The organism is Clostridium sp. TW13 (assembly GCF_024345225.1).
GTDB lineage: Bacteria > Bacillota > Clostridia > Clostridiales > Clostridiaceae > Inconstantimicrobium > Inconstantimicrobium mannanitabidum.
Map to the genome: position 1 here is coordinate 1627241 of NZ_BROD01000001.1, position 24945 is coordinate 1652185.

24 protein-coding genes are annotated in these 24945 nt (G+C 30.5%); all 24 read left to right on the forward strand.

Annotation, left to right across the window (positions count from 1 at the left end; translation table 11 throughout):
* The first annotated feature begins 75 nt into the window (after nucleotides 1-75).
* The 24 genes from OCU47_RS07940 to recA all read left to right on the forward strand — a co-directional run bounded on the left by OCU47_RS07940 (nucleotide 76) and on the right by recA (nucleotide 24850).
* Nucleotides 76-843 carry an isoprenyl transferase gene (locus OCU47_RS07940; protein ID WP_261828064.1) on the forward strand — a complete coding sequence of 256 codons (768 nt, stop codon included), beginning with the start codon at nucleotides 76-78 and terminating at the stop codon, nucleotides 841-843.
* Nucleotides 844-864: 21 nt separating this feature from the next.
* On the forward strand, nucleotides 865-1677 hold the full coding sequence (locus OCU47_RS07945; protein WP_261828065.1) for a phosphatidate cytidylyltransferase: 813 nt from the start codon (nucleotides 865-867) through the stop codon (nucleotides 1675-1677).
* A gap of 174 nt (nucleotides 1678-1851) precedes the next feature.
* Nucleotides 1852-3009: a 1-deoxy-D-xylulose-5-phosphate reductoisomerase gene (gene dxr / locus OCU47_RS07950; RefSeq protein ID WP_261828066.1), complete on the forward strand. Its 1158-nt coding sequence runs from the start codon at nucleotides 1852-1854 to the stop codon at nucleotides 3007-3009.
* A gap of 11 nt (nucleotides 3010-3020) precedes the next feature.
* Nucleotides 3021-4037: an RIP metalloprotease RseP gene (gene rseP / locus OCU47_RS07955; RefSeq protein WP_261828067.1), complete on the forward strand. Its 1017-nt coding sequence runs from the start codon at nucleotides 3021-3023 to the stop codon at nucleotides 4035-4037.
* An 11-nt stretch (nucleotides 4038-4048) separates the two neighbouring features.
* Complete coding sequence (gene ispG / locus OCU47_RS07960; RefSeq protein WP_261828068.1) at nucleotides 4049-5098, forward strand: flavodoxin-dependent (E)-4-hydroxy-3-methylbut-2-enyl-diphosphate synthase; 1050 nt, start codon at nucleotides 4049-4051, stop codon at nucleotides 5096-5098.
* 546 nt (nucleotides 5099-5644) lie between these two features.
* Nucleotides 5645-6106 (forward strand): ribosome maturation factor RimP, encoded by a 462-nt coding sequence (gene rimP, locus OCU47_RS07965; RefSeq protein ID WP_261828069.1) that lies wholly within the window; start codon nucleotides 5645-5647, stop codon nucleotides 6104-6106.
* Nucleotides 6107-6125: 19 nt separating this feature from the next.
* On the forward strand, nucleotides 6126-7172 hold the full coding sequence (gene nusA, locus OCU47_RS07970) for a transcription termination factor NusA (protein WP_261828070.1): 1047 nt from the start codon (nucleotides 6126-6128) through the stop codon (nucleotides 7170-7172).
* A gap of 24 nt (nucleotides 7173-7196) precedes the next feature.
* Nucleotides 7197-7466 carry an RNase P modulator RnpM gene (gene rnpM, locus OCU47_RS07975; RefSeq protein ID WP_261828071.1) on the forward strand — a complete coding sequence of 90 codons (270 nt, stop codon included), beginning with the start codon at nucleotides 7197-7199 and terminating at the stop codon, nucleotides 7464-7466.
* A complete protein-coding gene (locus OCU47_RS07980; RefSeq protein WP_261828072.1) occupies nucleotides 7456-7788 on the forward strand; it encodes a ribosomal L7Ae/L30e/S12e/Gadd45 family protein in 333 nt (110 codons plus the stop codon). Before rnpM ends, OCU47_RS07980 begins: the two co-directional genes overlap by 11 nt.
* A 1-nt stretch (nucleotide 7789) precedes the next feature.
* Nucleotides 7790-9853 (forward strand): translation initiation factor IF-2, encoded by a 2064-nt coding sequence (infB, locus tag OCU47_RS07985; RefSeq protein ID WP_261828073.1) that lies wholly within the window; start codon nucleotides 7790-7792, stop codon nucleotides 9851-9853.
* A 19-nt stretch (nucleotides 9854-9872) separates the two neighbouring features.
* Complete coding sequence (gene rbfA / locus OCU47_RS07990) at nucleotides 9873-10220, forward strand: 30S ribosome-binding factor RbfA (RefSeq protein WP_261828074.1); 348 nt, start codon at nucleotides 9873-9875, stop codon at nucleotides 10218-10220.
* Nucleotides 10221-10224: 4 nt separating this feature from the next.
* Nucleotides 10225-11193, forward strand: coding sequence for a DHH family phosphoesterase (locus tag OCU47_RS07995; protein WP_261828075.1), 969 nt, complete (start codon nucleotides 10225-10227; stop codon nucleotides 11191-11193).
* Nucleotides 11190-12068: a tRNA pseudouridine(55) synthase TruB gene (truB, locus tag OCU47_RS08000; protein ID WP_261828076.1), complete on the forward strand. Its 879-nt coding sequence runs from the start codon at nucleotides 11190-11192 to the stop codon at nucleotides 12066-12068. Before OCU47_RS07995 ends, truB begins: the two co-directional genes overlap by 4 nt.
* 10 nt (nucleotides 12069-12078) lie before the next feature.
* Nucleotides 12079-12996 carry a bifunctional riboflavin kinase/FAD synthetase gene (locus OCU47_RS08005; protein ID WP_261828077.1) on the forward strand — a complete coding sequence of 306 codons (918 nt, stop codon included), beginning with the start codon at nucleotides 12079-12081 and terminating at the stop codon, nucleotides 12994-12996.
* A 122-nt stretch (nucleotides 12997-13118) separates the two neighbouring features.
* Nucleotides 13119-13382, forward strand: coding sequence for a 30S ribosomal protein S15 (gene rpsO, locus OCU47_RS08010; protein ID WP_261830599.1), 264 nt, complete (start codon nucleotides 13119-13121; stop codon nucleotides 13380-13382).
* A 77-nt stretch (nucleotides 13383-13459) separates the two neighbouring features.
* On the forward strand, nucleotides 13460-15565 hold the full coding sequence (locus OCU47_RS08015; protein ID WP_261828078.1) for a polyribonucleotide nucleotidyltransferase: 2106 nt from the start codon (nucleotides 13460-13462) through the stop codon (nucleotides 15563-15565).
* A 58-nt stretch (nucleotides 15566-15623) separates the two neighbouring features.
* On the forward strand, nucleotides 15624-16919 hold the full coding sequence (locus OCU47_RS08020) for a M16 family metallopeptidase (protein ID WP_261828079.1): 1296 nt from the start codon (nucleotides 15624-15626) through the stop codon (nucleotides 16917-16919).
* 52 nt (nucleotides 16920-16971) lie between these two features.
* On the forward strand, nucleotides 16972-17247 hold the full coding sequence (locus OCU47_RS08025) for a YlmC/YmxH family sporulation protein (RefSeq protein ID WP_261828080.1): 276 nt from the start codon (nucleotides 16972-16974) through the stop codon (nucleotides 17245-17247).
* A 16-nt stretch (nucleotides 17248-17263) separates the two neighbouring features.
* Nucleotides 17264-18454 (forward strand): aspartate kinase, encoded by a 1191-nt coding sequence (dapG, locus tag OCU47_RS08030; protein ID WP_261830600.1) that lies wholly within the window; start codon nucleotides 17264-17266, stop codon nucleotides 18452-18454.
* A 52-nt stretch (nucleotides 18455-18506) separates the two neighbouring features.
* Nucleotides 18507-19217 (forward strand): ClpP family protease, encoded by a 711-nt coding sequence (locus OCU47_RS08035; protein ID WP_261828081.1) that lies wholly within the window; start codon nucleotides 18507-18509, stop codon nucleotides 19215-19217.
* Between the two features lie 176 nt (nucleotides 19218-19393).
* A complete protein-coding gene (locus tag OCU47_RS08040) occupies nucleotides 19394-21613 on the forward strand; it encodes a DNA translocase FtsK (protein WP_261830601.1) in 2220 nt (739 codons plus the stop codon).
* A gap of 100 nt (nucleotides 21614-21713) precedes the next feature.
* Nucleotides 21714-23048: a 30S ribosomal protein S12 methylthiotransferase RimO gene (gene rimO, locus OCU47_RS08045; protein ID WP_261828082.1), complete on the forward strand. Its 1335-nt coding sequence runs from the start codon at nucleotides 21714-21716 to the stop codon at nucleotides 23046-23048.
* Nucleotides 23035-23625: a CDP-diacylglycerol--glycerol-3-phosphate 3-phosphatidyltransferase gene (gene pgsA, locus OCU47_RS08050; RefSeq protein WP_261828083.1), complete on the forward strand. Its 591-nt coding sequence runs from the start codon at nucleotides 23035-23037 to the stop codon at nucleotides 23623-23625. The genes rimO and pgsA overlap by 14 nt, the downstream gene beginning before the upstream one ends.
* A gap of 151 nt (nucleotides 23626-23776) precedes the next feature.
* A complete protein-coding gene (gene recA, locus OCU47_RS08055; protein ID WP_261828084.1) occupies nucleotides 23777-24850 on the forward strand; it encodes a recombinase RecA in 1074 nt (357 codons plus the stop codon).
* Nucleotides 24851-24945: the final 95 nt, after the last annotated feature.

Sequence of the window (24945 nt, forward strand, 5' to 3'; positions counted from 1 at the left end):
CTGCTTCTTTAGCAGGTTTTTTTTATTCTTTATGATATTATAATAAACTTAAATTTGAAAAGAGGTGAGCTTTTAGTGTTTAATTTATTTGGTTCCAAGAAAAGTAGAAGGCACTATGAACATATACATTTAGATAAAAATAATATTCCGAAACATATAGCAATAATTATGGATGGAAATGGAAGATGGGCTGAGGAAAGAAATTTACCAAGAGCTTTGGGACATAAAGCTGGAGTAGAGACTATAAGAAAAATAGTTAAAGAATGTGATAGATTAGGTGTGAAATATTTAACTCTATATGCTTTTTCTACAGAAAATTGGAAAAGGCCTCAAGAAGAAGTATCTGCTCTTATGAAATTGCTAGTTGAGTATTTAAAAAATGAGTTTAAGGAACTGAATGAAAATGGAGTGGTAATAAATCATATTGGAGATATAACTAGATTACCTCAAAATTGTCAAGATGAATTGAATAAAGCTTATGAAAATACAAAAAATAATACAGGAGTAGTCTTAAATTTGGCACTAAACTACGGAGGTAGAGATGAGATTATTCGTGGTATAAAAAATATCTATAAAAAAGTTCAAAAGGGTGAGATAAATATAGATTCTATAAATGGCTCAACCTTCTCAAATTATTTATATACTGCTAATATGCCAGATCCAGATATAATTATTAGACCAAGCGGTGAACAAAGATTGAGTAACTTTATGTTATGGCAATGTGCTTATTCAGAGTTCTGGTATTCTGATATTAACTGGCCAGATTTTAATGAAAAAGATTTAGAAAAAGCTATTTGTGATTATCAACAAAGAGATAGAAGATTTGGTGGAATAAAAAAATAAAATAGTTAAAGGATGATACAGATGAGTATAAATAAAAGATATATAGGTGCTGCCATAATAGCCCCTTTTATTCTTTTCATATTTTTAGGGGGAGTGTATTTAAAATATTTTACTATAGCAATTTCTATAGCAGGCCTGTATGAATTCTATAAAACAGCTAAAATATCTAAGATAAGAACATTTGATGTTGTAGGATATGCTCTATTAATTATTTTCTATATAACCAACAATAATTTTGAAGCATTATCTTATATGATAATTGTATCTACATTTTTAATGTTGTGTCTGCCAGTATTAAAGCCTGAACTTAATTACATTGATGTGGCAGTAACTATGTTAGGGTTCATTTATGTTGGGGTATTTTTTAGTTGTATATATTTGGTTAATACTTTTAAGGGTGGTCAATACTTAGTTTGGCTTATCTTCTTAGGATCATGGGGATGTGACACTGGAGCCTATTATATAGGCAGACTATTTAGCAAGCTAGGAACTACCCATAAGTTAAATGAAAAGGTAAGTCCTAAGAAAACTATTGAGGGATCTCTTGGCGGATTAATCATATGTAGTTTGCTATGTGGAATTTTTGGAATCATTATTATTAATAAATTTAATTTTACGGATATAGCTACATATCATTATTTTATTATAGGAGCTCTTTGCGGAGTGTTCTCTCAATTTGGTGATTTAGTTGCATCATCGGTAAAAAGACATTCTAATATAAAAGATTATAGCAATTTGATACCAGGTCATGGCGGAATACTAGATAGATTTGATAGTAGTTTGTATTCAGCAGTGGTAGTATTTATTTATATAAAATTTCTTATGATGCTTTAGGGAAATCCTACTTAATAAAGTTTTTATTAAGTAGGATTTTTTTAATTTTATTTGAATATATTATTAATATATTGTTATATAGAATAATATTTCCATCACTTTATTGCAAATTTTAAATTATTCATATAAAATGGTATAATTGAATAGTAATTTATATCATTAGGAGGAACTGACATGAAAAACTTATGCTTATTAGGAGCAACAGGCTCAATAGGAGAACAAACAATAGATATAGTAAGAAAAAATTCAGATAAATATAACTTAGTAGCAGTTGCCGCAAATAGAAGTGTTGATAAAATAATTAATATTATAGATGAATTTAAACCTAATTATGTGGCTATGTGGAATGAAGAAGCTTATGAAGAGATACTTAAATATGTAAAAAATAAAAATATTAATGTTACGGTATTAAAAGGAATGGAAGGATTAATAACCATATCAACATTAAGAGAAGTTGAATTGGTAATTACAGCATTGGTAGGGATGATAGGTTTAGAACCAACTTTAGCAGCTATCGATGCTAATAAGGATATAGCTCTTGCTAACAAAGAAACTTTGGTTGTAGCAGGAGAACTTGTCATGAGAAAAGCGAAAGAAAAAGGGATTAAAATACTACCAGTTGATTCAGAACATGGTGCAGTTTTTCAGTGTCTACAGGGGAATAAGCATAAAGCTGTAAACAAATTAATTCTGACTGCTTCAGGAGGGCCTTTTAGAGGAAAAACTAAAGAGGATCTAGAAAAGGTGACTTTAAAAGATGCGTTGAATCACCCAAATTGGAATATGGGCCCTAAAATCACAGTGGATTCATCTACACTAATGAATAAAGGACTTGAAGTAATAGAAGCTCATTGGCTTTTTGATTGTGATTATAATAATATTGAAGTTGTTGTTCATCCTCAATCAATTATTCATTCAATGGTTCAATATAACGATAACAGTATAATTGCGCAGCTTAGCACACCGGATATGAGATTACCTATACAGTATGCATTAAATTATGGTGAGAGACTTGATGCAGTAATTGAAGAATTAGATTTATGCAAAATTTCAACTTTAACATTCGAGAAACCTGATTTAGAAACTTTTCAATGTTTAAAATTTGCTTATGAAGCAGGAAAGAAAGGAAAGCTGATGCCAGCAATACTTAATTCCAGTAATGAAGCTTCTGTAGATTTATTCTTAAAAAGTAGAATTTTATATAAGCAAATACCTGAAATAATTAAAGAATGTTTGGATAAATTTGACTATAATAAAGAGGTAACCTTATCGAACATAATTGAAATAGATAAAGAAATAAGAGAGTATATTTACTCAAAATATAATAATTAGGAGGGAATTTAATGAGCGTAGTTAATATAATTCTAGTTGTTTTAGCTTTCAGTTTATTAATCATAGTACATGAGTTAGGACATTTTGTTTTAGCTAAAATAAATGGAGTAAAAGTTCTAGAATTTTCTTTAGGAATGGGACCTAAGATATGGGGATTTAAAATTAAAGAAACAGAATATAATTTGAAAGCTTTCCCTATAGGGGGATATGTAAATATGTATGGGCAAGATGCCCCAGTTGATGACCCTGATTCGTTTTCAAGTAAATCTCCATGGAGAAGAATAACTATAGTTTCTGCTGGTGTTATAATGAATTTCTTACTAGCAATAATTATTTTTGTAACAGTTAGTATGAATTTTGGTTTTTCTGAAAATAAATTAGGTGATATTCAAGATAATATGCCTGCGAAAGAAGCTGGTCTTCAAAAAGGTGACGAAATAGTAAGAGCTAATGGTCATAAAGTATTTACATCTATGGATATATCTGTAGAAATAAATAATAGTGTAAATAAACCTGTTAAATTGGATTACTTAAGAAATGGAGTGGAATATTCTGTAGATGTTACTCCTAAGAAGAAAGATAATGCTTATATGATAGGCATAATATTTGCTAATAATACCAATCCTACATTTTTAGATGCAACAAAGCATAGTTTTAAGGAATCAGCTACCTTAATTACACAAACTTATAGAGTATTGAAAAATTTATTTACAGGTAAAGCTGATGTTACAAAAGAAGTAGGGGGACCTGTAACCATTGTTAAAATGTCAAATCAGGCAGCACAAGCAGGTGTATGGAACTTGTTATATTTTACTGGATATATAAGCATTCAACTTGCTATAATGAATTTGTTGCCTTTCCCAGCTCTTGATGGAGGATGGTTAATTATATTACTTATAGAGGCAATAACAAGAAAGAAGGTTCCAGATAAAGTTGTTCAAGGAATTAATAGTATAGGATTCATAGCATTGATGGCTTTGATGGTTTTAGTTACTATAAAGGATATTCTTTATCCAATTAAGTTTTAGGAGATGAAATTATGACTAGAAAGTTAACTCGCAAAGTTAAAGTAGGTAATGTATATGTAGGTGGAGATGCTAAGGTATCTGTTCAATCTATGACTAACACAGATACTAGAGATGCATTAAAAACTTTAGAACAAATAAAAAAATTAGAAGAAGCAGGTTGTGATATAGTAAGATGTGCAGTTCCTGATATGGAAGCAGCTATAGCTTTAAAAGAAATAACTGCTAAATCTAATATACCTGTAGTCGCAGATATACATTTTGATTATAAATTAGCTTTAGAAGCTATGAAAAATGGCGTAGCAGCTATAAGGATTAATCCTGGTAATATAGGCAGTGAAGATAGAATTAAAAAAGTTGTAGAAGAGGCAAAAACCAGAAATATTCCTATTAGAATAGGGGTTAACTCTGGCTCGTTAGAAAAGGATATTTTAGAAAAATATCATAAACCTACAGCTGAAGCTTTAGTGGAAAGTGCATTAAGACACGTGAAGATTCTTGAAGATTTAGAGTTTTATGATATAGTAGTTTCGATTAAATCTGCAGATGTAATTAAGATGATAGAAGCATATAGATTAGCTTCAGAAAAAATTAATTATCCTCTTCATTTAGGCGTTACTGAAGCAGGAACTATTTTTAGAGGAACTATAAAATCAAGTATAGGCATAGGAACTTTATTGGCAGAAGGAATAGGAGATACAATTAGGGTGTCTCTTACAGATGATCCAGTTGAAGAAGTAAAAGTAGGCAATGAAATACTGAAGACTTTTGGATATAAGAGTAATAGTATTCAATTTATTTCATGTCCAACTTGCGGTAGAACTCAAATTAACCTAATCAATATAGCTAAGCAAATAGAAGAAAGACTTTCAAATTGTTCAAAGAATATAACTGTAGCTATAATGGGATGTGTAGTTAACGGACCTGGAGAAGCAAAGGAAGCTGATATTGGTATAGCTGGAGGAAACGGCGTAGGTCTAATATTTAAAAAAGGTGAAATTATAAAAAAAGTTAAGGAAGAGGAATTGGTTGAAGAGTTAATTAAAGAAGTTGAAAAAATGTAAAAGTGATTTAATCACTTTTACATTTTTTTTTGAACGCTTAGTGTTTTCATTCGGGAAAGAATTAAAGAAATTTTATCAAAAAAATTGGCTGTGATAAAACTTTTGTCATAGTAGTGTTTGGTTTAAGTATATGAAATTATAAAGTTATATTAATGAAGATTTTATAATTTCATATACTTAAAGTTAGTAAAAGAAAAATGAATGAATTATATTATTATGGAAATAATAAAACTCAAAAGAATAAATTGCGCTGAATATTCATCAAATCCCCCTAAGAGCATAAAAAAATAATTTGAATTTTAGAATGTAGAAGACTCAAATGTAATTGGCTTTATCTAGCTAATTAAATTTTTCTTGTATTAGTGGCTTTATTATGGTAATATATAAATTAGAAAGTATTACCGATAGTTAAAGTTAGGAGTGGGGATAATAAACCCGCTCTTTCTATTTTGTTAGACGCAACTTATAAGGTTGCGTTTTTGCATAAATTAATATACTGGATATACAGTTAATAACTTTATAATAAAAAATAAAGGAGGAAAATCCATGCAAAAAGATCTTTTAGTCGAAGAAGTAAAGACAATGGTAAAACCTTTAGTTGAAAATCTTGGTTATGAGTTCTATCATATAGAATATGTTAAAGAAAGCAATGAATATTACCTTAGAGTCTATATTGATAATGAAGCAGGTATATCATTGAATGATTGCGAAAAGGTTAGTAGACTTATTAGTGACTTATTAGATAATAAGGATCCAATAACAGATCCATATTATTTAGAAGTATCTTCTCCAGGAATCTTCAGACAGTTGTTTACTGATGAACATATAAATAGATATATGGGACATGAGGTTTTGGTTAAATTATCAAAGCCAGTAGAAAACAAAAAAAGTTATAAGTGTATTTTAAAATCATTAACAGATGAAATATTAACAGTAGAGGTGGATGGTAATACTTTAGATATACCACGAGATAAAATTAAAGCTGTTAATTTAGAAGGGGAAATTTAGACTTAAGGAGGGTTATAAAATGAATGAGGAATTTATAGGCGCATTAAAAGAATTAGTTAGGGATAAGGGTATTAGTGAAGATTTGATTTTTACAACTATTGATGATGCCCTAGTAGTTGCTTATAAAAAGAATTATTCAAATCCTGGTTCACCAGCTCAAAATGTTCGAGTTACTATGAATAGAGAGACAGGAGAATTTCATGTTTTTGCGCAAAAAGATGTAGTTGAAACTGCTTATGATCATATTAATGAAATAGGTATAGATGAAGCTAAGGGTTTGAATCCTAAATATCAAATAGGAGACGTAGCTGAAATAGAAGTTACTCCAAAGAATTTTGGAAGAGTTGCTGCACAGCTTGCAAAACAAGTAGTTGTGCAAAGAATAAAGGAAGCAGAAAGAACGATAATATATAATGAGTATGTAGAAAAAGAATACGATATTATTACAGGAACAGTAGCTAGAAAAGATAAAGGAAATGTATTTGTTGATTTGGGTAAAATAGAAGGTATAATTACTCCTTCTGAGCAAATGAGCACTGATGAATACAATTTCAATGAAAAATACAAATTATATATTGTTGAAGTTAAAAATGGATCTAAGGGAGCGCAAGTTGTTGTTTCAAGAACTCATCCAGGTCTAGTTAAGAGATTATTTGAATTAGAAGTTCCTGAGATATTTGATGGTGTAGTTGAAATTAAGAGTATAGCAAGAGAAGCTGGATCTAGAACTAAAATTTCAGTTTATTCAAATGAAGAGAATATAGATCCAATGGGAGCTTGTGTTGGACCAAAGGGTGTAAGAGTTCAAAATGTAGTAAATGAACTTAAAAATGAAAAAATTGATATAATTAAATGGAGCAAGATTCCAGAAGAATTTATAGCAAATTCATTAAGTCCAGCTAAAGTTATAAGTGTTGAAGTACATGAAGAAGAAAAATCAGCTAAAGTTGTAGTAGAAGACAACCAACTTTCTTTAGCTATAGGAAAAGAAGGTCAAAATGTAAGATTAGCAGCTAAGTTAACTGGTTGGAAGATAGACATAAAAAGCCAATCTCAAGTTGAATAATTTTTAGGAAATGAGGTGCTGAGTTTGAAGGTTAAAAAAATACCTATGAGAATGTGCACTGGATGTATGGAAATGAAACCTAAAAAAGAGCTTATAAGAATAGTAAAGAGTCCTGAAGGTGAAGTATCTGTGGATCTTACTGGAAAGAAAAGTGGAAGAGGCGCATACATCTGTAAAAACAAAGAGTGTTTAGAAAAAGCTTTTAAAACTAAAAAGTTAAATAGAAGTTTGGAAACACAGATAAGTGAGGAAATTTTTATTAAATTAAGAGAAGAGGTATCTGATGAACAATAAGTTTCTTCAATTTTTGGGATTAACTAAAAGAACAGGAAAACTTATAGAAGGATATAATAAGTGTGAAGAAGTAATTAAGAAAGAAAAGATAGACTTGATTATTTTTTCTAATGATATATCAATAAAGACTAAGGAAAAATTTGTTTATTACTGTGAAAAGCTTAGTATTCCATATATTCAGTGTTTTACAAAAACTGAACTTGGAGAAGCAATAGGAAGAGCAGAAGTAAATATTCTTAGCGTAACCGACATCAACATGGCAAAAAAATTATTAAGCCATTATGAGACAATGATGTCACAAAAAACAATCGGGGGTGAATAGATTGTCTAAAATAAGAGTTTACGAATTAGCAAAAGAATTAGGCATATCAAGCAAGGAATTAATATCACTATTAATGGAGGAATTTGGCGTTGAAGTTAAAAACCATATGAGTGTTATTGAAGATGAGGATGCCGAATTAATAAAGGAATTATTAGCTGGATCTGAAACTAAGTCTGAAGAGAACAAGTCTGAATCTATTGTGGATGAGTATGAAAAAATAGCAGAAGAAGAAGTTAAAGATTTAAGCAAGAAGAAGAAAAGAAAAAAAGAAACTGGAGACGAAAAAGCACAGGGGGATGAATCTTCATTATCTGATATCGTAGAAATTGGAGAAACAATTTCTGTAAACGAGTTGGCTGTAAAATTAAAGCAACCAATTGCAGATGTAATAAAAAACCTTATGCTTAGCGGAGTTATGGCTGCAATAAACCAAGAAATTACCTTTGAAATTGCAGAAAAAGTTGCTGAAAAATATGATATTCTTTTAAACAAAAAAGAAGAAGAAACTAAATTAGAAGAAGTTGAAGAAATAATTGAAGAAGATGCCAATCTATCAAAGAGACCTGCAATTATTACAGTAATGGGTCACGTAGACCATGGTAAGACTTCTTTACTTGATGCCATTAGAAAAGCAAAGGTTACAGCTTCTGAAGCAGGTGGTATAACTCAGCACATAGGTGCTTATACTGTAAATGTGAATGGTGAAAGGCTTACTTTCTTAGACACACCTGGACATGAGGCTTTCACTGCCATGAGAGCTCGTGGGGCACAAATAACAGATGTTGTTGTACTTGTAGTTGCTGCAGATGATGGAATTATGCCACAAACTGTAGAAGCAATCAATCACTGTAAAGCTGCTAATGTTCCATTAGTAGTAGCAATTAATAAAATGGATAGACCAGGAGCTAACATAGACAGAGTTAAACAAGAGTTAACTGAATATGGTCTTGTAGCAGAAGACTGGGGTGGAGATACTGTATGTGTACCAGTTTCAGCCAAAACTCATGAAGGTATAGATTCTTTATTAGAAATGCTTATATTAACAGCTGAAATGCAAGAACTTAAAGCTAACCCTAATAGAAGAGGTCAAGGAACTGTTGTTGAAGCTCAGCTTGATAAGGGCAGAGGAGCAGTTGCAACACTTTTAGTTCAAAATGGTACATTAAACTTAGGAGATTCAATTATAGTTGGTTCAACATATGGTAGAATAAGAGCTATGTTTGACGATTCAGGTAAAAAAATAAAGAAGGCTGGTCCATCTATTCCAGTTGAAATCTTAGGACTTTCTGAAGTACCAGAAGCTGGAGACAGATTTAATGTAGTTAAAGATGAAAAAACAGCAAGACAAATGGCTGAGTCTAGAAAATCTAAATTAAGAGAAGAACATTTAAATTCTGCTCACAGAGTTTCATTAGAAGATTTCTATAATCAAATTCGTGAAGGAAAAGTAAAAGAATTAGCTATAATTGTTAAGGCTGATGTTCAAGGTTCTGTTGAAGCAATTAAATCATCTCTTGAAAAATTATCAACTGATGATGTTAAAGTTAGAGTTATCCATGCTGCTGTTGGTGCTATTACTGAAACAGATGTTACTCTTGCAGCAGCTTCAAATGCTGTAGTTATAGGATTTAATGTTAGACCAGACAATAATGCTGTAAGTGTAGCTGAAAAAGATAAAGTTGATATAAAAACTTATAGTATTATCTATGAAGCTATTGAAGATATTAAATCAGCTATGATTGGAATGCTAGAACCTGAGTATAAAGAAGTTATTGTAGGGAAAGCTGAAGTTAGAGAAACTTATAAAATTTCTAGCGTAGGTACTATTGCTGGATGTTATATTCTTACTGGAAAGATTAATAGAAATAATGATATAAGATTAATCAGAGATGGTATTGTAATATTACAATCTAAATTATCATCTTTAAAGAGATTTAAGGATGATGCAAAAGAAGTTAACGCTGGATATGAATGTGGACTTACAATTGAAAAGTTCAATGACATAAAAACAGGTGATGTTATAGAAGCCTACACTATGGAAGCAATAATTAGAAAAGAACTTTAATACAAAGAGGTGATACTCTATGGCTAAATATAGAGGCGGACGAATAAATGAAGAAGTAAAAAAAGAGATTAGTGAAATAATTAGAAATGACATTAAGGATCCAAGATTAACTGCTATGGTTAGTATAGTAGATGTTAATGTCACTAAAGATTTACGATATGCAAAAGTTTATGTAAGTTTATTTTCAACTAAAGATAAAGATAAAGAAGAGTCTTTTGAAGCTCTAAAAAGTTCCACTGGTTTCATTAGAAGAGAAGTGGGGCACAGAATGAATCTTAGATATGCTCCAGAAATTATTTTTGAACTTGATAACTCCATCGAACACGGAATGCACATTGATTCTTTATTAGAAAGAATTAAGGAATAAAAAATTGAATACCTTGTCTGAAATAGCAAGCATCTTAAATGCATATACTATCTTTGGAGTTACATATCATGTTTCTCCAGATGGAGATGCTTGTGGTAGTGCATTAGCACTTGTTCAAGGATTAAGATCATTAGGTAAGGAAGCTTATATAATTAGCAAGGATGAAATTCCTAGTAACTTAAGCTTCCTTCCACTTTCTATGGAGATAGATGGAGAAAATATCAAGGTTAGAAATAGAGCAGATGTAATTATATCATTAGATTGTGGAAACATTGAAAGAATGTCTTGTGATATAGAAGACCACAAGGGACTGATAATAAATGTAGATCATCATGTTTCTAATGATATATTTGGAGATTATAACTATGTAGACTGTACAGCGTCAGCTACATGTGAGATAGTGTATAGATTATTAAAAGAACTTAAGGTATCTATGAACAAAGATATTGCTACTTGTATTTACACAGGTATTGTAACTGATACAGGTTCGTTTAGACATTCAAATGCTACTAGTGTTACTCATAAAATAGTTTCAGAATTACTGAAATATAATATTGAACATACTAAAATACATAGTGAACTATTCGATAGCAAACCATTTATAAAGTTAAGATTAATTGGTAAAGTGCTTGATAGAAGTGAACTATTAATGGATGGAAAACTTATATTTTTAGCTGTAACTAATGAGATGGTTAGGGAATTGAATATAGATACGATAGATACTGGAGACTTAGTTTCTTATGGATTACAGGTAAAAGATGTAGAAGTATCAATATTACTAAAGGAAGCAGAAAATGGTGGCGTTAAAGCGAGCTTAAGATCTAAAAATGATGTAAATGTTCAAAAAATTGCTGATAAGTTTGGTGGCGGTGGTCATGTTAAAGCTGCTGGCATAACTTTTAAGAATGAAACATTTTATAGTGCAAAAGATAAACTTATAAATGAATTTGAGAAAGAGTTGATTTCCCTATGAATGGTGTAATAAATATAAATAAGCCAACAGGAATATCATCCTTTAAGTGTGTAGATGTTATTAAAAAATTAACTCATATTAAAAAAGTAGGACATACAGGAACCTTGGATCCTGAAGCAAGTGGTGTGTTACCTATCTGTATAGGAAGAGCTACTAAAATTATAGATTTTATAATGACTAATACTAAAGAGTATGAGGTTGAATTTAAGCTAGGAATTGTAACTGACACTTATGATATGGAAGGTACAATCCTCAGAACTGTAGATCCAAGTCATGTGTCTGAACAGATGATTTTAGGGTCTATAAATAAATTTGTTGGAGAGATAGCCCAAGTACCTCCTATGTATTCAGCTTTAAAACATAATGGGGTAAGATTATATGAACTTGCTAGACAAGGGATAGAGGTAGAAAGAAAAGAAAGAAAAATAACCATATATTCTATTTCTGATATATCTATTGATTTTCCTGTAGTGAGAATGAAGGTGTTGTGTTCTAAAGGAACCTATATTAGAAGCCTATGCTATGATATAGGTGAAGATTTAGGTGTAGGGGCGACAATGATATCTCTAAAGAGAACTGCTAACGGAATTTTTAATATTGTAAATTCCGTAGAGCTAAATCATCTAAGCAGTGAAAATATAGGAGATTATATAATTCCTATGGATGAAGCTTTAAACTGTTTTAAGAAGTTAGTAGTGGATTCTTATTTTGAAAAGTTGCTTATTAATGGAGTAAGAATTATGGACAAAAGACTTACTTCAGAAGAACTTATAGAGGGAACTTATTATAGAGTTTATAATAAAGACAGTATTTTTATTGGAGTGGGCCTGTATAAGGATAAAAGCTTCAAAATTGATAAGTTGCTATTAGAATAGAGGTATACTTATGGAAGAGAATAATGTAAATTTTCAATCAGGTACCTATTTGGCACTTGGTAGTTTCGATGGACTTCATATAGGACATTTAACATTAATTAATGAGATTGTTAAACTTGCAAGAGAGAATAAAGGAAAAAGTATGGTATATTCCTTTAAAAATCATCCTCTTTCACTAATTTCAAAAGATAAAGTGCCAAAACTTTTAATGAATAATGAGACAAAAATTGAAATTTTGAAAAAACTTGATGTGGATTTTGTTGAATTAGTAGATTTCAATGAAAAGTTAATGAAAAATTCTCCTAGAGAATTTATTGAAAATCTTGTGGTGTTATATAATGTTAAAGCTATAGTTGTAGGATTTAATTATAGATTTGGTTTTAAGAATCAAGGAGATACTGAGTTGCTTGAACAACTAAGCAGTGAACTTAATTTTGAATTAAAAGTTATGCCTCCTTGTGTGTGTGATAATGAGATTGTTAGTAGTACTAATATAAGAAGCTTAATATCAAATGGGAATCTATTAGAGGCTAATAAATTATTACCAGAACCATATAGTTTGCAAGGTAATGTGGTAAATGGAAGACAAATAGGTAGAACTATTGGTTTTCCAACTGCTAATCTTAGTTATGATGAAAAATATCTTAAGCCTTCCGAGGGGGTTTACTATACCAATGTAGAATTAGATAAAAAGTTATACAAAGGTATCACTTCTATTGGGTATAATCCTACGGTAAATGGCAATAATTTGACTATAGAAACATATATTTTAAACTTTAATGATGATATCTATGGAAAAGAAATTAAAGTATTTTTTCTAGAGAAGATTAGAGACAATCAGAAATTCAATTCTATTGAGGAATTAAAAGATCAACTGAATAAGGATAAGCAATATGCCGAAATAAGGAAAATTTTTAGGAAATTCTAAAATCTTCATTTACAACAAATATTGCTTATGCTATAATACCAGTTGAGAACCTACATCTACGATTTTAGAGTTGCCAACTTATTTCTTGGGCGTAGGGGATAATTACGGAGGTGTTATACAAAATGGATAAGGCATTAAAACAAGAATTAATCGAAAAATACGGTAGACACGAAGGAGATACTGGTTCTCCAGAAGTTCAAATCGCATTATTATCAGAAAGAATCAAATCATTAACTGAACACTTAAAGGTTCACAAGAAAGACCACCACTCAAGAAGAGGTCTTTTAATGATGGTTGGACAAAGAAAAGGATTATTAAATTACTTAAACAAACAAGATATCGAAAGATATAGAACAATAATCAAAGAATTAGGCATTAGAGGCTAATTTTATTTAGAGCGGGTTAAACCGCTCTATTCTTTTAAAAATATTGAATAAGGATCTCTGAAAGGAGGAGAAATTTAATGAAAAATACACATGAAATAGAAGTAGCTGGTAGAATTATGAAGGTTCAATCTGGTCATTTCGGTATGCTTTCAGATGCAGCTATTTTAATGAGCTACGGAGATACAGTAGTGTTAACTAATGCTAATGCTTCAGAGCAACCTAGAGAAGGAATAGATTTCTTTCCACTAAGTGTTGAATATGAAGAAAGATTATATTCAGTAGGAAAAATCCCAGGAGGATTTCTTAAGAGAGAAGGTAAACCTACAGATAAGGCAATTCTTAATGGTAGGGCTATAGACAGACCTTTAAGACCATTATTCCCTAAAGGATATAGAAATGATGTACAATTAGTTTGTACAGTAGTATCTGTTGAAAATGATAATTTACCAGAAATTCTAGCTATAAATGCTGCTTCAATGGCTGCATGTCTATCATCAATTCCTTTTACAACTCCAGTTGCCGCAGTGCAAGTTGGTCTAGTTAATGATTCACTTATTATAAATCCAACTACAGCTCAAAGAAAAGAAAGTTCATTATTCTTAACTGTTTGTGCAACAAAAGAAAGAGTTATGATGATAGAAGCTGGTGGAGATGAAATTCCTGAAGAAACAATGATAAATGCAATAGACTTTGGATTTGAAGAATGTAAAAGAATAGTTGCATTCCAAGAAGAAGCAATGAAAATGTTTGGTAAGGAAAAGAAAATACCTGTTTTACATGAAATAGATGAAAACATAGTTAAATCAGTTAAAGATTTTGCTTTTGATATGGTTAAAGATGCTATGTATATTACAAATAAAGATGAAAGAAATGCAGCTATGGATGAAGTTAAAGAAAAAATCATGACTGAATTTGCAGAAGTTTATCCAGATAATATAGCTGATATTAATGAAGTAATCTATAAGTTACAAAAAGAAATTGTTAGAGATATGCTTTTACATCATCACAGAAGACCTGATGGAAGAGCTTTTGATGAAATAAGACCATTAGATTGTAAAGTTTCAATATTACCTAGAACTCATGGTACAGGACTATTTACAAGAGGTATGACTCAAGTAATGACAGTAGCAACTTTAGGAGCTATTGGTGATGTACAGATTTTAGATGGTATTGGTGAAGAAGAAACAAAGAGATATATGCATCACTATAACTTCCCAGCATATAGCGTAGGTGAAGTAAGACCATTAAGAGGACCAGGTAGAAGAGAAATTGGTCATGGAGCTTTAGCAGAAAGAGCACTAGAACCACTTATCCCTTCAGAAGAAGAATTCCCATATACAATTAGATTAGTTTCTGAAGTATTGAGCTCTAATGGTTCAACATCTCAAGCTTCAGTATGTGGATCTACTTTAGCTTTATTAGATGCTGGTGTTCCTATAAAGAGACCTGCAGCAGGTATAGCAATGGGATTAATTACATCAGAAGATTTATCAGAAGAAGAAGTTTTAACTGATATTCAAGGTATAGAAGATTTCTTTGGAGATATGGACTTTAAGGTTGCTGGAACAGAAGTTGGTATTACATCAATTCAAGTTGATACAAAAATTGCAGGAATGTCACAAAAGTGTATTCATGATGCAATCTATGGAGCTAAAAAGGCAAGACATACAATTCTTGAAAAAATAAATGAATGTATCTCTGAACCAAGAAAAGAAGTTTCTACTTATGCTCCTAAAACTTTAACAATACAAATTGATCCAGAAAAGATTAGAGATGTTATTGGTGCTGGTGGAAAGGTTATAAATAAGATTATAGCTGATACTGGAGTTAAAATTGATATAAAAGAAGATGGAAAAGTATTTGTTTCTTCACCTGATCATGCTGGAGTTGATGAAGCAATAAAGATCATTGAAGGTATAACAAAGGAAGTAAAAGTTGGCGAAGTTTATTTAGGAAAAGTAACTAAAATAGTTCAATTCGGTGCTTTTGTAGAAGTACTTCCTAATAGGGAAGGCCTTGTTCATATATCAAAACTTGACGTCAATAGAGTTGAAAAAGTTGAAGATGTTGTTTCTGTTGGTGATGAAATTTTAGTAAAGGTTACTGAAATAGATAACCAAGGCAGAATAAATCTTTCAAGAAAAGATGCTCTTGCAGAGTCAGAAAAAAAGAATGAGGAATAGTAACAAAAGGGCAAGTAATATTGCCTTTTTCTTTTTTTAAAGCTAAGGAGGACGTATTATGTATGAAATTTTCACTTTAAATAATGGATTACGCGTTGTAGCTGAAAACATCCCTTATGTTAATTCCGTGAGTGTAGGAATATTTGTATTAAACGGATCTAGAAATGAATGTCCAGAATTAAATGGCATATCTCATTTTATAGAACATATGCTTTTTAAAGGTACTAACTCTAGAAGTTCTAAAGAGATAGTAGAAGCAATTGAAAATGTAGGGGGTCAACTTAATGCATATACTAGTAAGGAATCAACTTGCTATTATGTAAAAACTCTAAATACTCACATGGATCTTTGCTTTGATATATTATCTGATATGCTTTTTAATAGCAAATTTTCTGAAGAAGATATTGAAAAAGAAAAAGCTGTAGTTATTGAAGAAATAAACATGGGTGAGGATACCCCTGAGGATTTATTAGCTGATGTTTATGCAGAAACATGTTTTGGTAAAGATTCTTTAGGATTGCCTATATTAGGCACAAAGGATATAGTGAGCAGTTTTACTCATGAAAAACTTATAAAATATAAAGAAGAAAGATATACTCCTCATAATTCAGTTTTATCCATATGTGGAAACTTTGATGTTAAGGTGTTAAAAGAATTAATTGAAAAATATTTTTCATGTTGGGAATCAAAGAGCGAAATAATAACACAATATAGTACTCCGAAAATTTTATGTGATTTTCATAGTAAGGAAAAAAATATAGAACAAGTACATATTAACTTGGGACTTAAAGGTCTTCCAATTGGTCATAAGTATGGCTATTCTCTAGTTTTGTTAAATACAATTTTAGGTGGAGGAGCCTCTTCTATTTTATTTCAAAAATTGAGAGAGGAACAAGGACTATGTTATAATGTAGCATCATATCCTCTTTCATTCAAGAATATAGGTATATTGAATTTGTATGTAGGTGTAGCACCTAGCAATGTAGAGAAGTCATTAGATATAATCAAAAGGGAAATTGATAAATTTAAGAAATTTAATATATCTGAAGAGCAATTACAAATAAATAAAGAGAAAATTAAAGCTAACTACATGTTAAGTTCAGAAAGTACTAGTAGCAGAATGTTCAATAACGGAAAATCTATGTTATTTTTAGGCAAGGTTAATACACCTGAGCATATAATAAATAAGGTAGATTCAATAAATAGAGATGGCTTAGCTTATGTTTTAGAAAATTGCTTTAAGGATGGCGTAATTAATGGCGCATTTGTAGGAAGAAATGTTGATTTAGACAAATGTATATTACAATTAGGTGATGATACTTTTGCATATAATCAAAAATATATAGAAATATAAATTGTAATAAATCCTCTCCATGAAACATATTTTATTTTATGGAGGGGATAAAATGAGTGAAAACATTAGATTATTAAGTGAAATCTCAAGATGTGAAATAATAAATGTAAGTGATGGTGAAAAATATAACGCGATCATTAACAATGATATTATAATTGATGAGAATGGTTATTTGAAGTTTCTTATTGTAAATTTAGGAGCGGGTAAAATTAGCTTCTTTAATAAAAATGATTTTTTAGAGATCCCATGGGATACAGTAAAAAAAATAGGAGCAAAAACCATATTGATAGATGCTGATGAGGACGTTATTACTAGATCTAAGCTTTAAGAAGGATGTGAATATGTTGGATATACTTATTCAAAAATTTGGTGGGACATCAGTGTCAAATGAAGAAAAAAGAACGCAAGTGGTTAAGAAAGTTAAAAAGGCATTAAAGGACGGATATAGACCTGTAGTAGTTGTTAGTGCTATGGGAAGAAAAGGAGAGCCTTATGCTACAGATACTTTATTATCATTAATTGATGAATCTTTTAAAAATGATAATCATCAGGCTACAGACATGCTGATGTGTTGTGGCGAATTTATAAGTACAGTGGTAATGTGTAATGAGTTTTATAAACATGGTATAGATGCTATGCCTGTGACTGGTGGACAAGCGGGCATAATAACAAATGATGATTTTAATTTTGCTGAACCTGTTGAGACTGATATGACTTTTCTAAATTCGCTTTTAGAAAAAAATATAGTTCCAGTAGTATCAGGCTTTCAAGGAATAACTAAGGAAGGAATCTTTACTACATTAGGTAGAGGCGGTAGTGATACTTCTGCAGCCATTTTAGGGGTAGCACTTAATGCAAAAGAAATTGAAATCTATACAGATGTAGATGGTATTATGACAGCAGACCCAAGAATTGTTGGAGATGCAGAACTTATATCTAAGATAAGTTATAATGAAGTTTTCCAATTTGCAGAACAAGGTGCAAAGGTAATACATCCAAGAGCTGTTGAGACGGCTATGAAAGGGAATATTCCTATTGTAGTTAAAAATACAATGTCTGATTGTGAAGGAACTATAATAAATAGTGTTGGTGATATAACATCTGAAAAATTGTATACTGGTATAACTTCAGTAAGCAATAGAATACAGGTGAATATAAAATTATCTCTTAACAATAAGGAAAATTACAAACATGTATTAAGAGTTTTGGCTGATAATAATATAAGTTTAGATTTAATTAATATCTTCCCTAATGAAAAAATCTTCACTATAGATTCTAAAGATAAGCAAAACTTAGAAGAGACATTAGCATCTATAGGAATTAAGTTTACTTTGATTGAAAATTGTAGCAAGATATCAATTATAGGTTCAAGAATTGCAGGAATTCCTGGAGTTGTAGCCAAGATTGTAGATACGTTAGATGAAGTTAATATCCCTGTATTACAAACTGCTGACTCACATACTACAATATGGTGTCTAATAGAGGACAAGCACACTAAAAAAGCAATTCAAACTCTTCATAATATTTTATTATAGTATAATGCCTCATATTTATGTTTAAAATAACATGGATAGGAGGTATTTATTTATGAGTGAAAATAGTAATGAAGATGAAAAAGAAAAAGATAAGGATAATGACAAGGAAGAGGATAAGAAAATAGAGGGGATAAAAGAATTAGGTAATACTAATAATGATCAACCAGATAAAAGTATTCAAGTTTTAAATATAATAGGTCAGATAGAGGGGCATGCTATTTTATCACCTCAAACTAAGACAACTAAATATGAACATATGATACCACAGCTAATAGACATGGAACAAAATCCAAAGGTAAAAGGAGTTCTATTTGTATTAAACACTGTAGGAGGAGATGTAGAGGCAGGTTTGGCTATAGCGGAATTAATAAGGAGCTTAAGCAAACCAACTGTATCTTTAGTTATAGGTGGCGGTCATTCTATTGGAGTTCCTCTTGCCACTGCATCTAATTATTCTTTTATATCACCATCTGCTACAATGATAATACACCCTATAAGAATGAATGGCTTGATTATTGGTGTAGCACAAACATTTAATTATTTTAATAAAATGCAGGAAAGGATAAATGAATTTATTCTTAGAACTTCTAAAATAGATGAAGACACATTAAAAAAGATGATGCTAAAAACAGACGAACTTTTAAATGATATGGGGACTATTCTTATTGGAAAAGAAGCTGTTGATTGCGGACTTATAGATGAGGTTGGAGGGGTAAAGGAGGCCTTGGGTAAATTAAAAGAGTTAATTGGTGAAGAACTATAGGATTATCCATAGTTCTTTTTTCTTTATTTTATTTTGGAATTATCTTATAATTATATAAGAGAAAATAAAGAGGTGAAACAAAAGTGGCAAAAAAAGTTGCAAAAAAAAAAGTCAAACAGACTACTAGAAATACTGATATACATGGCATTATTGGTATAGCATTATCCTTGCTTTTAATGCTTGGACTATATACCAATGCTGTAGGATATTTTTCATATATATCAAAAACTATATTTGTATCCTTACTTGGTTTAGGAGCATTTATGTTACCGATATATCTTCTATATCTTTCATTCATTTATATAAAAAATAAAGGCTCTATCATAATAAATAGAAGCCTTGTACTGATTACTGTAATAATTGTAAATACATTAATATTAGTACAGGCTCTTAATTTTGATTCTTATTATATAAAGTCAAATATTATGGGTAGTATTAAGGCTATTATTTATTCAAACAGCTGTTTTCATTCAGGAATATTAGGATTTCTTATATCTCTTCCTATAATATTATTAATTGGAACTGTTGGAACTTATATAATGAACTTTTTTATATATCTTATTTGCTTAATATTAATATTTAATATTACACTTGAAGATATAGGGATAGAAATGAAAAATAAAGCAAAGCGTAAATCATCTAAAAATAGAGATGTGAAACCTATAAAGGAATCAAAAGAAAAATTTATAGAATTAGCACCTAAGTCTGAATCTAACGATGTACAAGAAAAAAATGAATTTATAAGTGGTATTAACAATAAAATAAAGATTTTGGATTTTATGAAGAATGCTGCTTTGGATGAAGATGAGGGTCTAAGTCCAGAAGATCAAGTTGCGGCAGAAACTGTAGAACTTGATAATTCTACTAATACTAAGTCTAAGAAAAATGAGCTTGATAATAAAGTAAAAGAATCAATTAATAAAGAACTAAATGAAAAAATATCACAAAATAATACTGATATATCTAAGTATGATTATCCAGATTCAAATCTACTTAATAACAACTCAAAGAGTAAAATGAATAAAGAAGATAAGCAAGAACTTTTATCAAATGTAGATAAGCTTGAGGAAACTCTTAATTCTTTTGGTGTAGAGGCAAATATACTACAAGTAACAAAAGGTCCTTCTGTTACTAGATATGAATTACAACCTAAGGCTGGAGTTAAAGTAAGTAAGATAGTTAATTTAGCAGATGATATAGCTTTAAGTTTAGCAGCTAATGGAGTAAGAATTGAAGCTCCTATACCAGGTAAATCTGCTGTAGGTATCGAAGTTCCTAACAGAGAACTATCTCCAGTGTCTATTAAAGAACTTATAGACTCAGAGGAGTTTATTAATTCAAATAAGAAGTTAGCGTTTGCCTTAGGAAAAGATATTGCAGGTAAATGTGTAGTTGGAGATTTAAGTAGAATGCCTCACATGCTTATAGCAGGGGCTACAGGTTCTGGTAAAAGTGTATGTATAAACACAATGATTATTAGTCTACTTTATAAATATTCACCACAGGAAGTAAAGCTATTGATGATTGACCCAAAAGTCGTTGAATTAAATGTGTATAATGGTATTCCTCAACTTTTAATTCCTGTAGTTACTGATCCTAAAAAAGCAGCTGCTGCTTTGAATTGGGCTGTAAATGAAATGACAAGAAGGTATAAGCTTTTTGCGGACAATGGTGTTAGAAATATAGAATCTTATAATGGACTTTTTGAAAAGGGTACTGTAGAAGAGAAGCTGCCTTCAATTGTAATAATAGTAGATGAGCTTGCAGATTTAATGATGGCATGTCCTAAGGACGTAGAAGATTATATTTGTAGATTAGCTCAAATGGCTAGAGCAGCTGGAATGCATTTAGTTATAGCTACGCAAAGACCTTCTGTAGATGTAATTACAGGGGTAATAAAGGCCAATATACCTTCAAGAATTTCTTTTGCAGTGTCTTCACAAATAGATTCTAGAACTATACTTGATTGTAGTGGTGCCGAAAAACTTTTAGGTAAAGGGGATATGCTTTATTATCCATTAGGAGAAGCAAAGCCAGTGAGAATTCAAGGATGCTTTATTTCAGAAGAAGAGGTAGAAAATGTAGTTAACTATATAAAGAGTAGTGAAGAACCTGTTGAATATGAAAATGAAATTATAGAGCATATAAATAGTGAGACTGTTGAGAGTAATTCAGAAGCAAATAATGAAGATAGAGATGAGCTTATAGATGAAGCTATAAGAATTGTTGTGGAATATAACCAAGTATCTACTTCATTTTTACAAAGAAAACTTAAAATAGGATTTAATAGGGCTGCTAGAATTGTAGAACAACTTGAAGAAATGTCTATAATAGGACCTAAAGAAGGAAGCAAACCTAGACAAATTTTAATTGACAAAGATGAACTTGAAAATTAATTTTTGCAAACTTTACTATTTGTTAATTAAAAAATGCTTGTGTTAAAGAATAAACAGTTTTAAAATAAAGAATGAATTATAACATCAGGAGGAAAATAACTTGAAAAAATACAAGATAGGATTAGTAAGCTTAGGCTGTGATAAGAACAGAGTTGATTCGGAAATAATGCTTGGTGCTGTAACTAAAGATTATGAATTAACTAATGACCCTGTAGAGGCTGATATAATAATTGTTAATACCTGTGGCTTTATAGAAAAGGCTAAAGAAGAATCAATCAATACAATATTGGAAATGGCAGAATATAAAAAGAAACATAATTGTAAGCTATTAATAGCTACTGGATGTCTTACTCAAAGATATGGTGCAGAGATTATGGAGTTAATGCCTGAGATTGATATAATTTTAGGGGTAAATGATTATTTTAAGATAAATTTATATATAGAAAAGTTTATCAATGATAATAACAAAATAGCTAAATTAGATTATAGCGATGTTAACATAAATGAAGGAGAAAGAATTATAAGTACAGATAAGCAAACAGCTTATTTAAGAATTTCTGAAGGTTGTGATGGATTCTGTACCTATTGTATAATTCCTAAGATAAGAGGTAAGTACAGAAGCAGAACAAAGGAGAACATACTTAAGGAAGCTAGAGCTTTAGCTAGTAGTGGAGTTAAAGAAGTTATTTTAATAGCCCAAGATACAACAAAATATGGTGTTGATCTTTATGGAGAAAAGAAATTACATGAACTTATGCATGAAATTTCAGAAGTTGAAGGCATTGAATGGATAAGAGTTTTATATTGCTATCCAGAAGAAATTTATGATGAAATGATACAAGAAATTAAAAACAACAATAAGATATGCAAGTATCTTGATTTACCTATACAGCATATTAGTGATAACATTCTTAAGAGAATGGGTAGACGAACTTCAAAACAAGATATAATTGATAAGATTACAGAACTTCGTCGTAATGTACCAGATATAACTTTAAGAACTTCATTAATTGTTGGATTCCCAGGAGAAACAGAGGAAGATTTTGAAGAATTAAAACAATTTTTAATAGATACAAAATTAAATAATGTAGGAGTGTTCACATATTCTCAGGAAGAGGGAACTCCAGCAGCTATTATGCCAAATCAAGTTGAAGAAAGCACTAAGAAAAAGAGAGAAAGAGAATTAATGCTTATACAAAAAGAAATATTTGAAAAAAATAATAGTTTAAAGCTTGGAAAGATTTACAACGTTTTAATAGAAGGTTATAATGGTAAGGAGTATATAGGAAGAAATTTTGAAATGGCTCCAGAAGTGGATGGATCTATTTTGATTACATCATCCAGTGAACTTAAAAAAGGCGAATTCGTTAAAGTTAAAATCACAGGCAAAATGGAGTATGATTTAATAGGAGTTGTTTTTGATGAACTTAGCTAATAAATTAACTATACTTAGAATTTTTTTAGTTCCAATTTTTCTTATTGTTATTGCATTTAAAGATATACCATATGGAACTACAATTGCAACAATAATATTCGTATTAGCATCAATAACAGATAAGCTAGATGGATATATAGCAAGAAGTAGAAATCAAATTACAAAGTTTGGAAAGTTTATGGACCCATTAGCAGATAAATTATTAGTGACGTCTGCTTTAATAGTCTTGGTAGAATTTAGAGTTATTCCAAACTGGGCTGCTACAATTATAATTGCAAGAGAATTTGCAGTATCAGGATTAAGAACCTTGGCTGCATCAGATGGAATAGTAATAGCAGCTAGCAAGTGGGGAAAGGCTAAGACGTTTATTCAAATAGTAGCTATAGTAAGTTTACTGGTACAATTGAACATAAGCTTGTCTCCTGAATGGGCAGCTAAAGTAGCAAATAATGTTTATTTAAGTACTTTTTTCAGTACAGGAACAACAATTTTATTATATTTAGCTGTTATAATCACAATAATTTCTGGTGTTGATTACTTTATAAAAAATAAAAATGCAATTAATGTTAATGAGTAATGTTTAAAAAAACTAAAAAAGGTAATACTATGAAATGAAAGCTCCATTATATACCAAATGGAGCTTTTAAATTAGTTGACAATACAATAAAAGCGTTTTATAATATAAATACAGAACAGATGTTCTTGATGAATGAAAGGTTGGTGTTTTTATGAGTATAGATGAAGAAAAGTTAAAAGCTATTGAAGCTGCTATGGGAAAAATAGAAAAGCAATTCGGTAAAGGCTCAGTAATGAAATTAGGAGAACATAGCACTTTAAATTTAGCAGCTATTTCTACAGGTTGTTTAGATTTGGATATCGCACTAGGTATAGGTGGCGTTCCAAGAGGAAGAATTATAGAAATTTATGGGCCAGAATCTTCAGGTAAGACTACTGTAGCTTTACATATATCTGCTGAAGCACAAAAGATAGGTGGAGCAGTTGCATTTATAGATGCTGAGCATGCACTAGATCCTGGTTATGCTAAAAATTTAGGTGTAGATATCGAAAACCTTATTGTTTCTCAACCAGATACAGGAGAACAAGCGTTAGAAATAGCTGAAGCTTTAGTGCGTTCAGGAGCTATAGATGTAGTTGTAGTAGACTCTGTAGCAGCACTTGTACCAAGAGCTGAAATTGAAGGAGAAATGGGAGATTCTCACGTTGGACTTCAAGCAAGATTAATGTCACAAGCATTAAGAAAATTGACTGGAACAATTAATAAATCTAATTGTATAGTTGTATTTATTAATCAATTAAGAGAAAAAGTTGGTGTAATGTTCGGAAACCCTGAAACAACTCCAGGTGGTAGAGCATTAAAATTCTATGCATCTGTTAGATTAGATGTTAGAAGGATAGATTCAATTAAGCAAGGGGATGCTATCTTAGGTAACAGAACTAGAGTTAAGGTTACTAAAAATAAAGTAGCTCCACCATTTAAACAAGCAGAATTTGATATTATGTATAATGAAGGAATATCAAGATTTGGTAATATTGTTGATGTAGGAGTTAAGGATGAAATAATTCAAAAAAGTGGTGCTTGGTTCTCATACGGAGATATAAGATTAGGTCAAGGAAGAGAAAATGCTAAGCAATTCTTAAAAGAGAATCCTGATATAGCTTTAGAAATAGAAAATATGATAAGAACTAAATACGACTTACCTACAGTAGCTGTTAAAGAAACTGAGACAGTTAATAAGAAGGAATCTAAAAAAGAATCTAAGTCTGTTTCTTCAGAAGCATAATAATTTATTAATAAAAGTCCATTTGATTTGTCAAATGGACTTTTAAAATTAAAATTTAATAGATTTATATATGAAATAATTATCTCATCTTGACA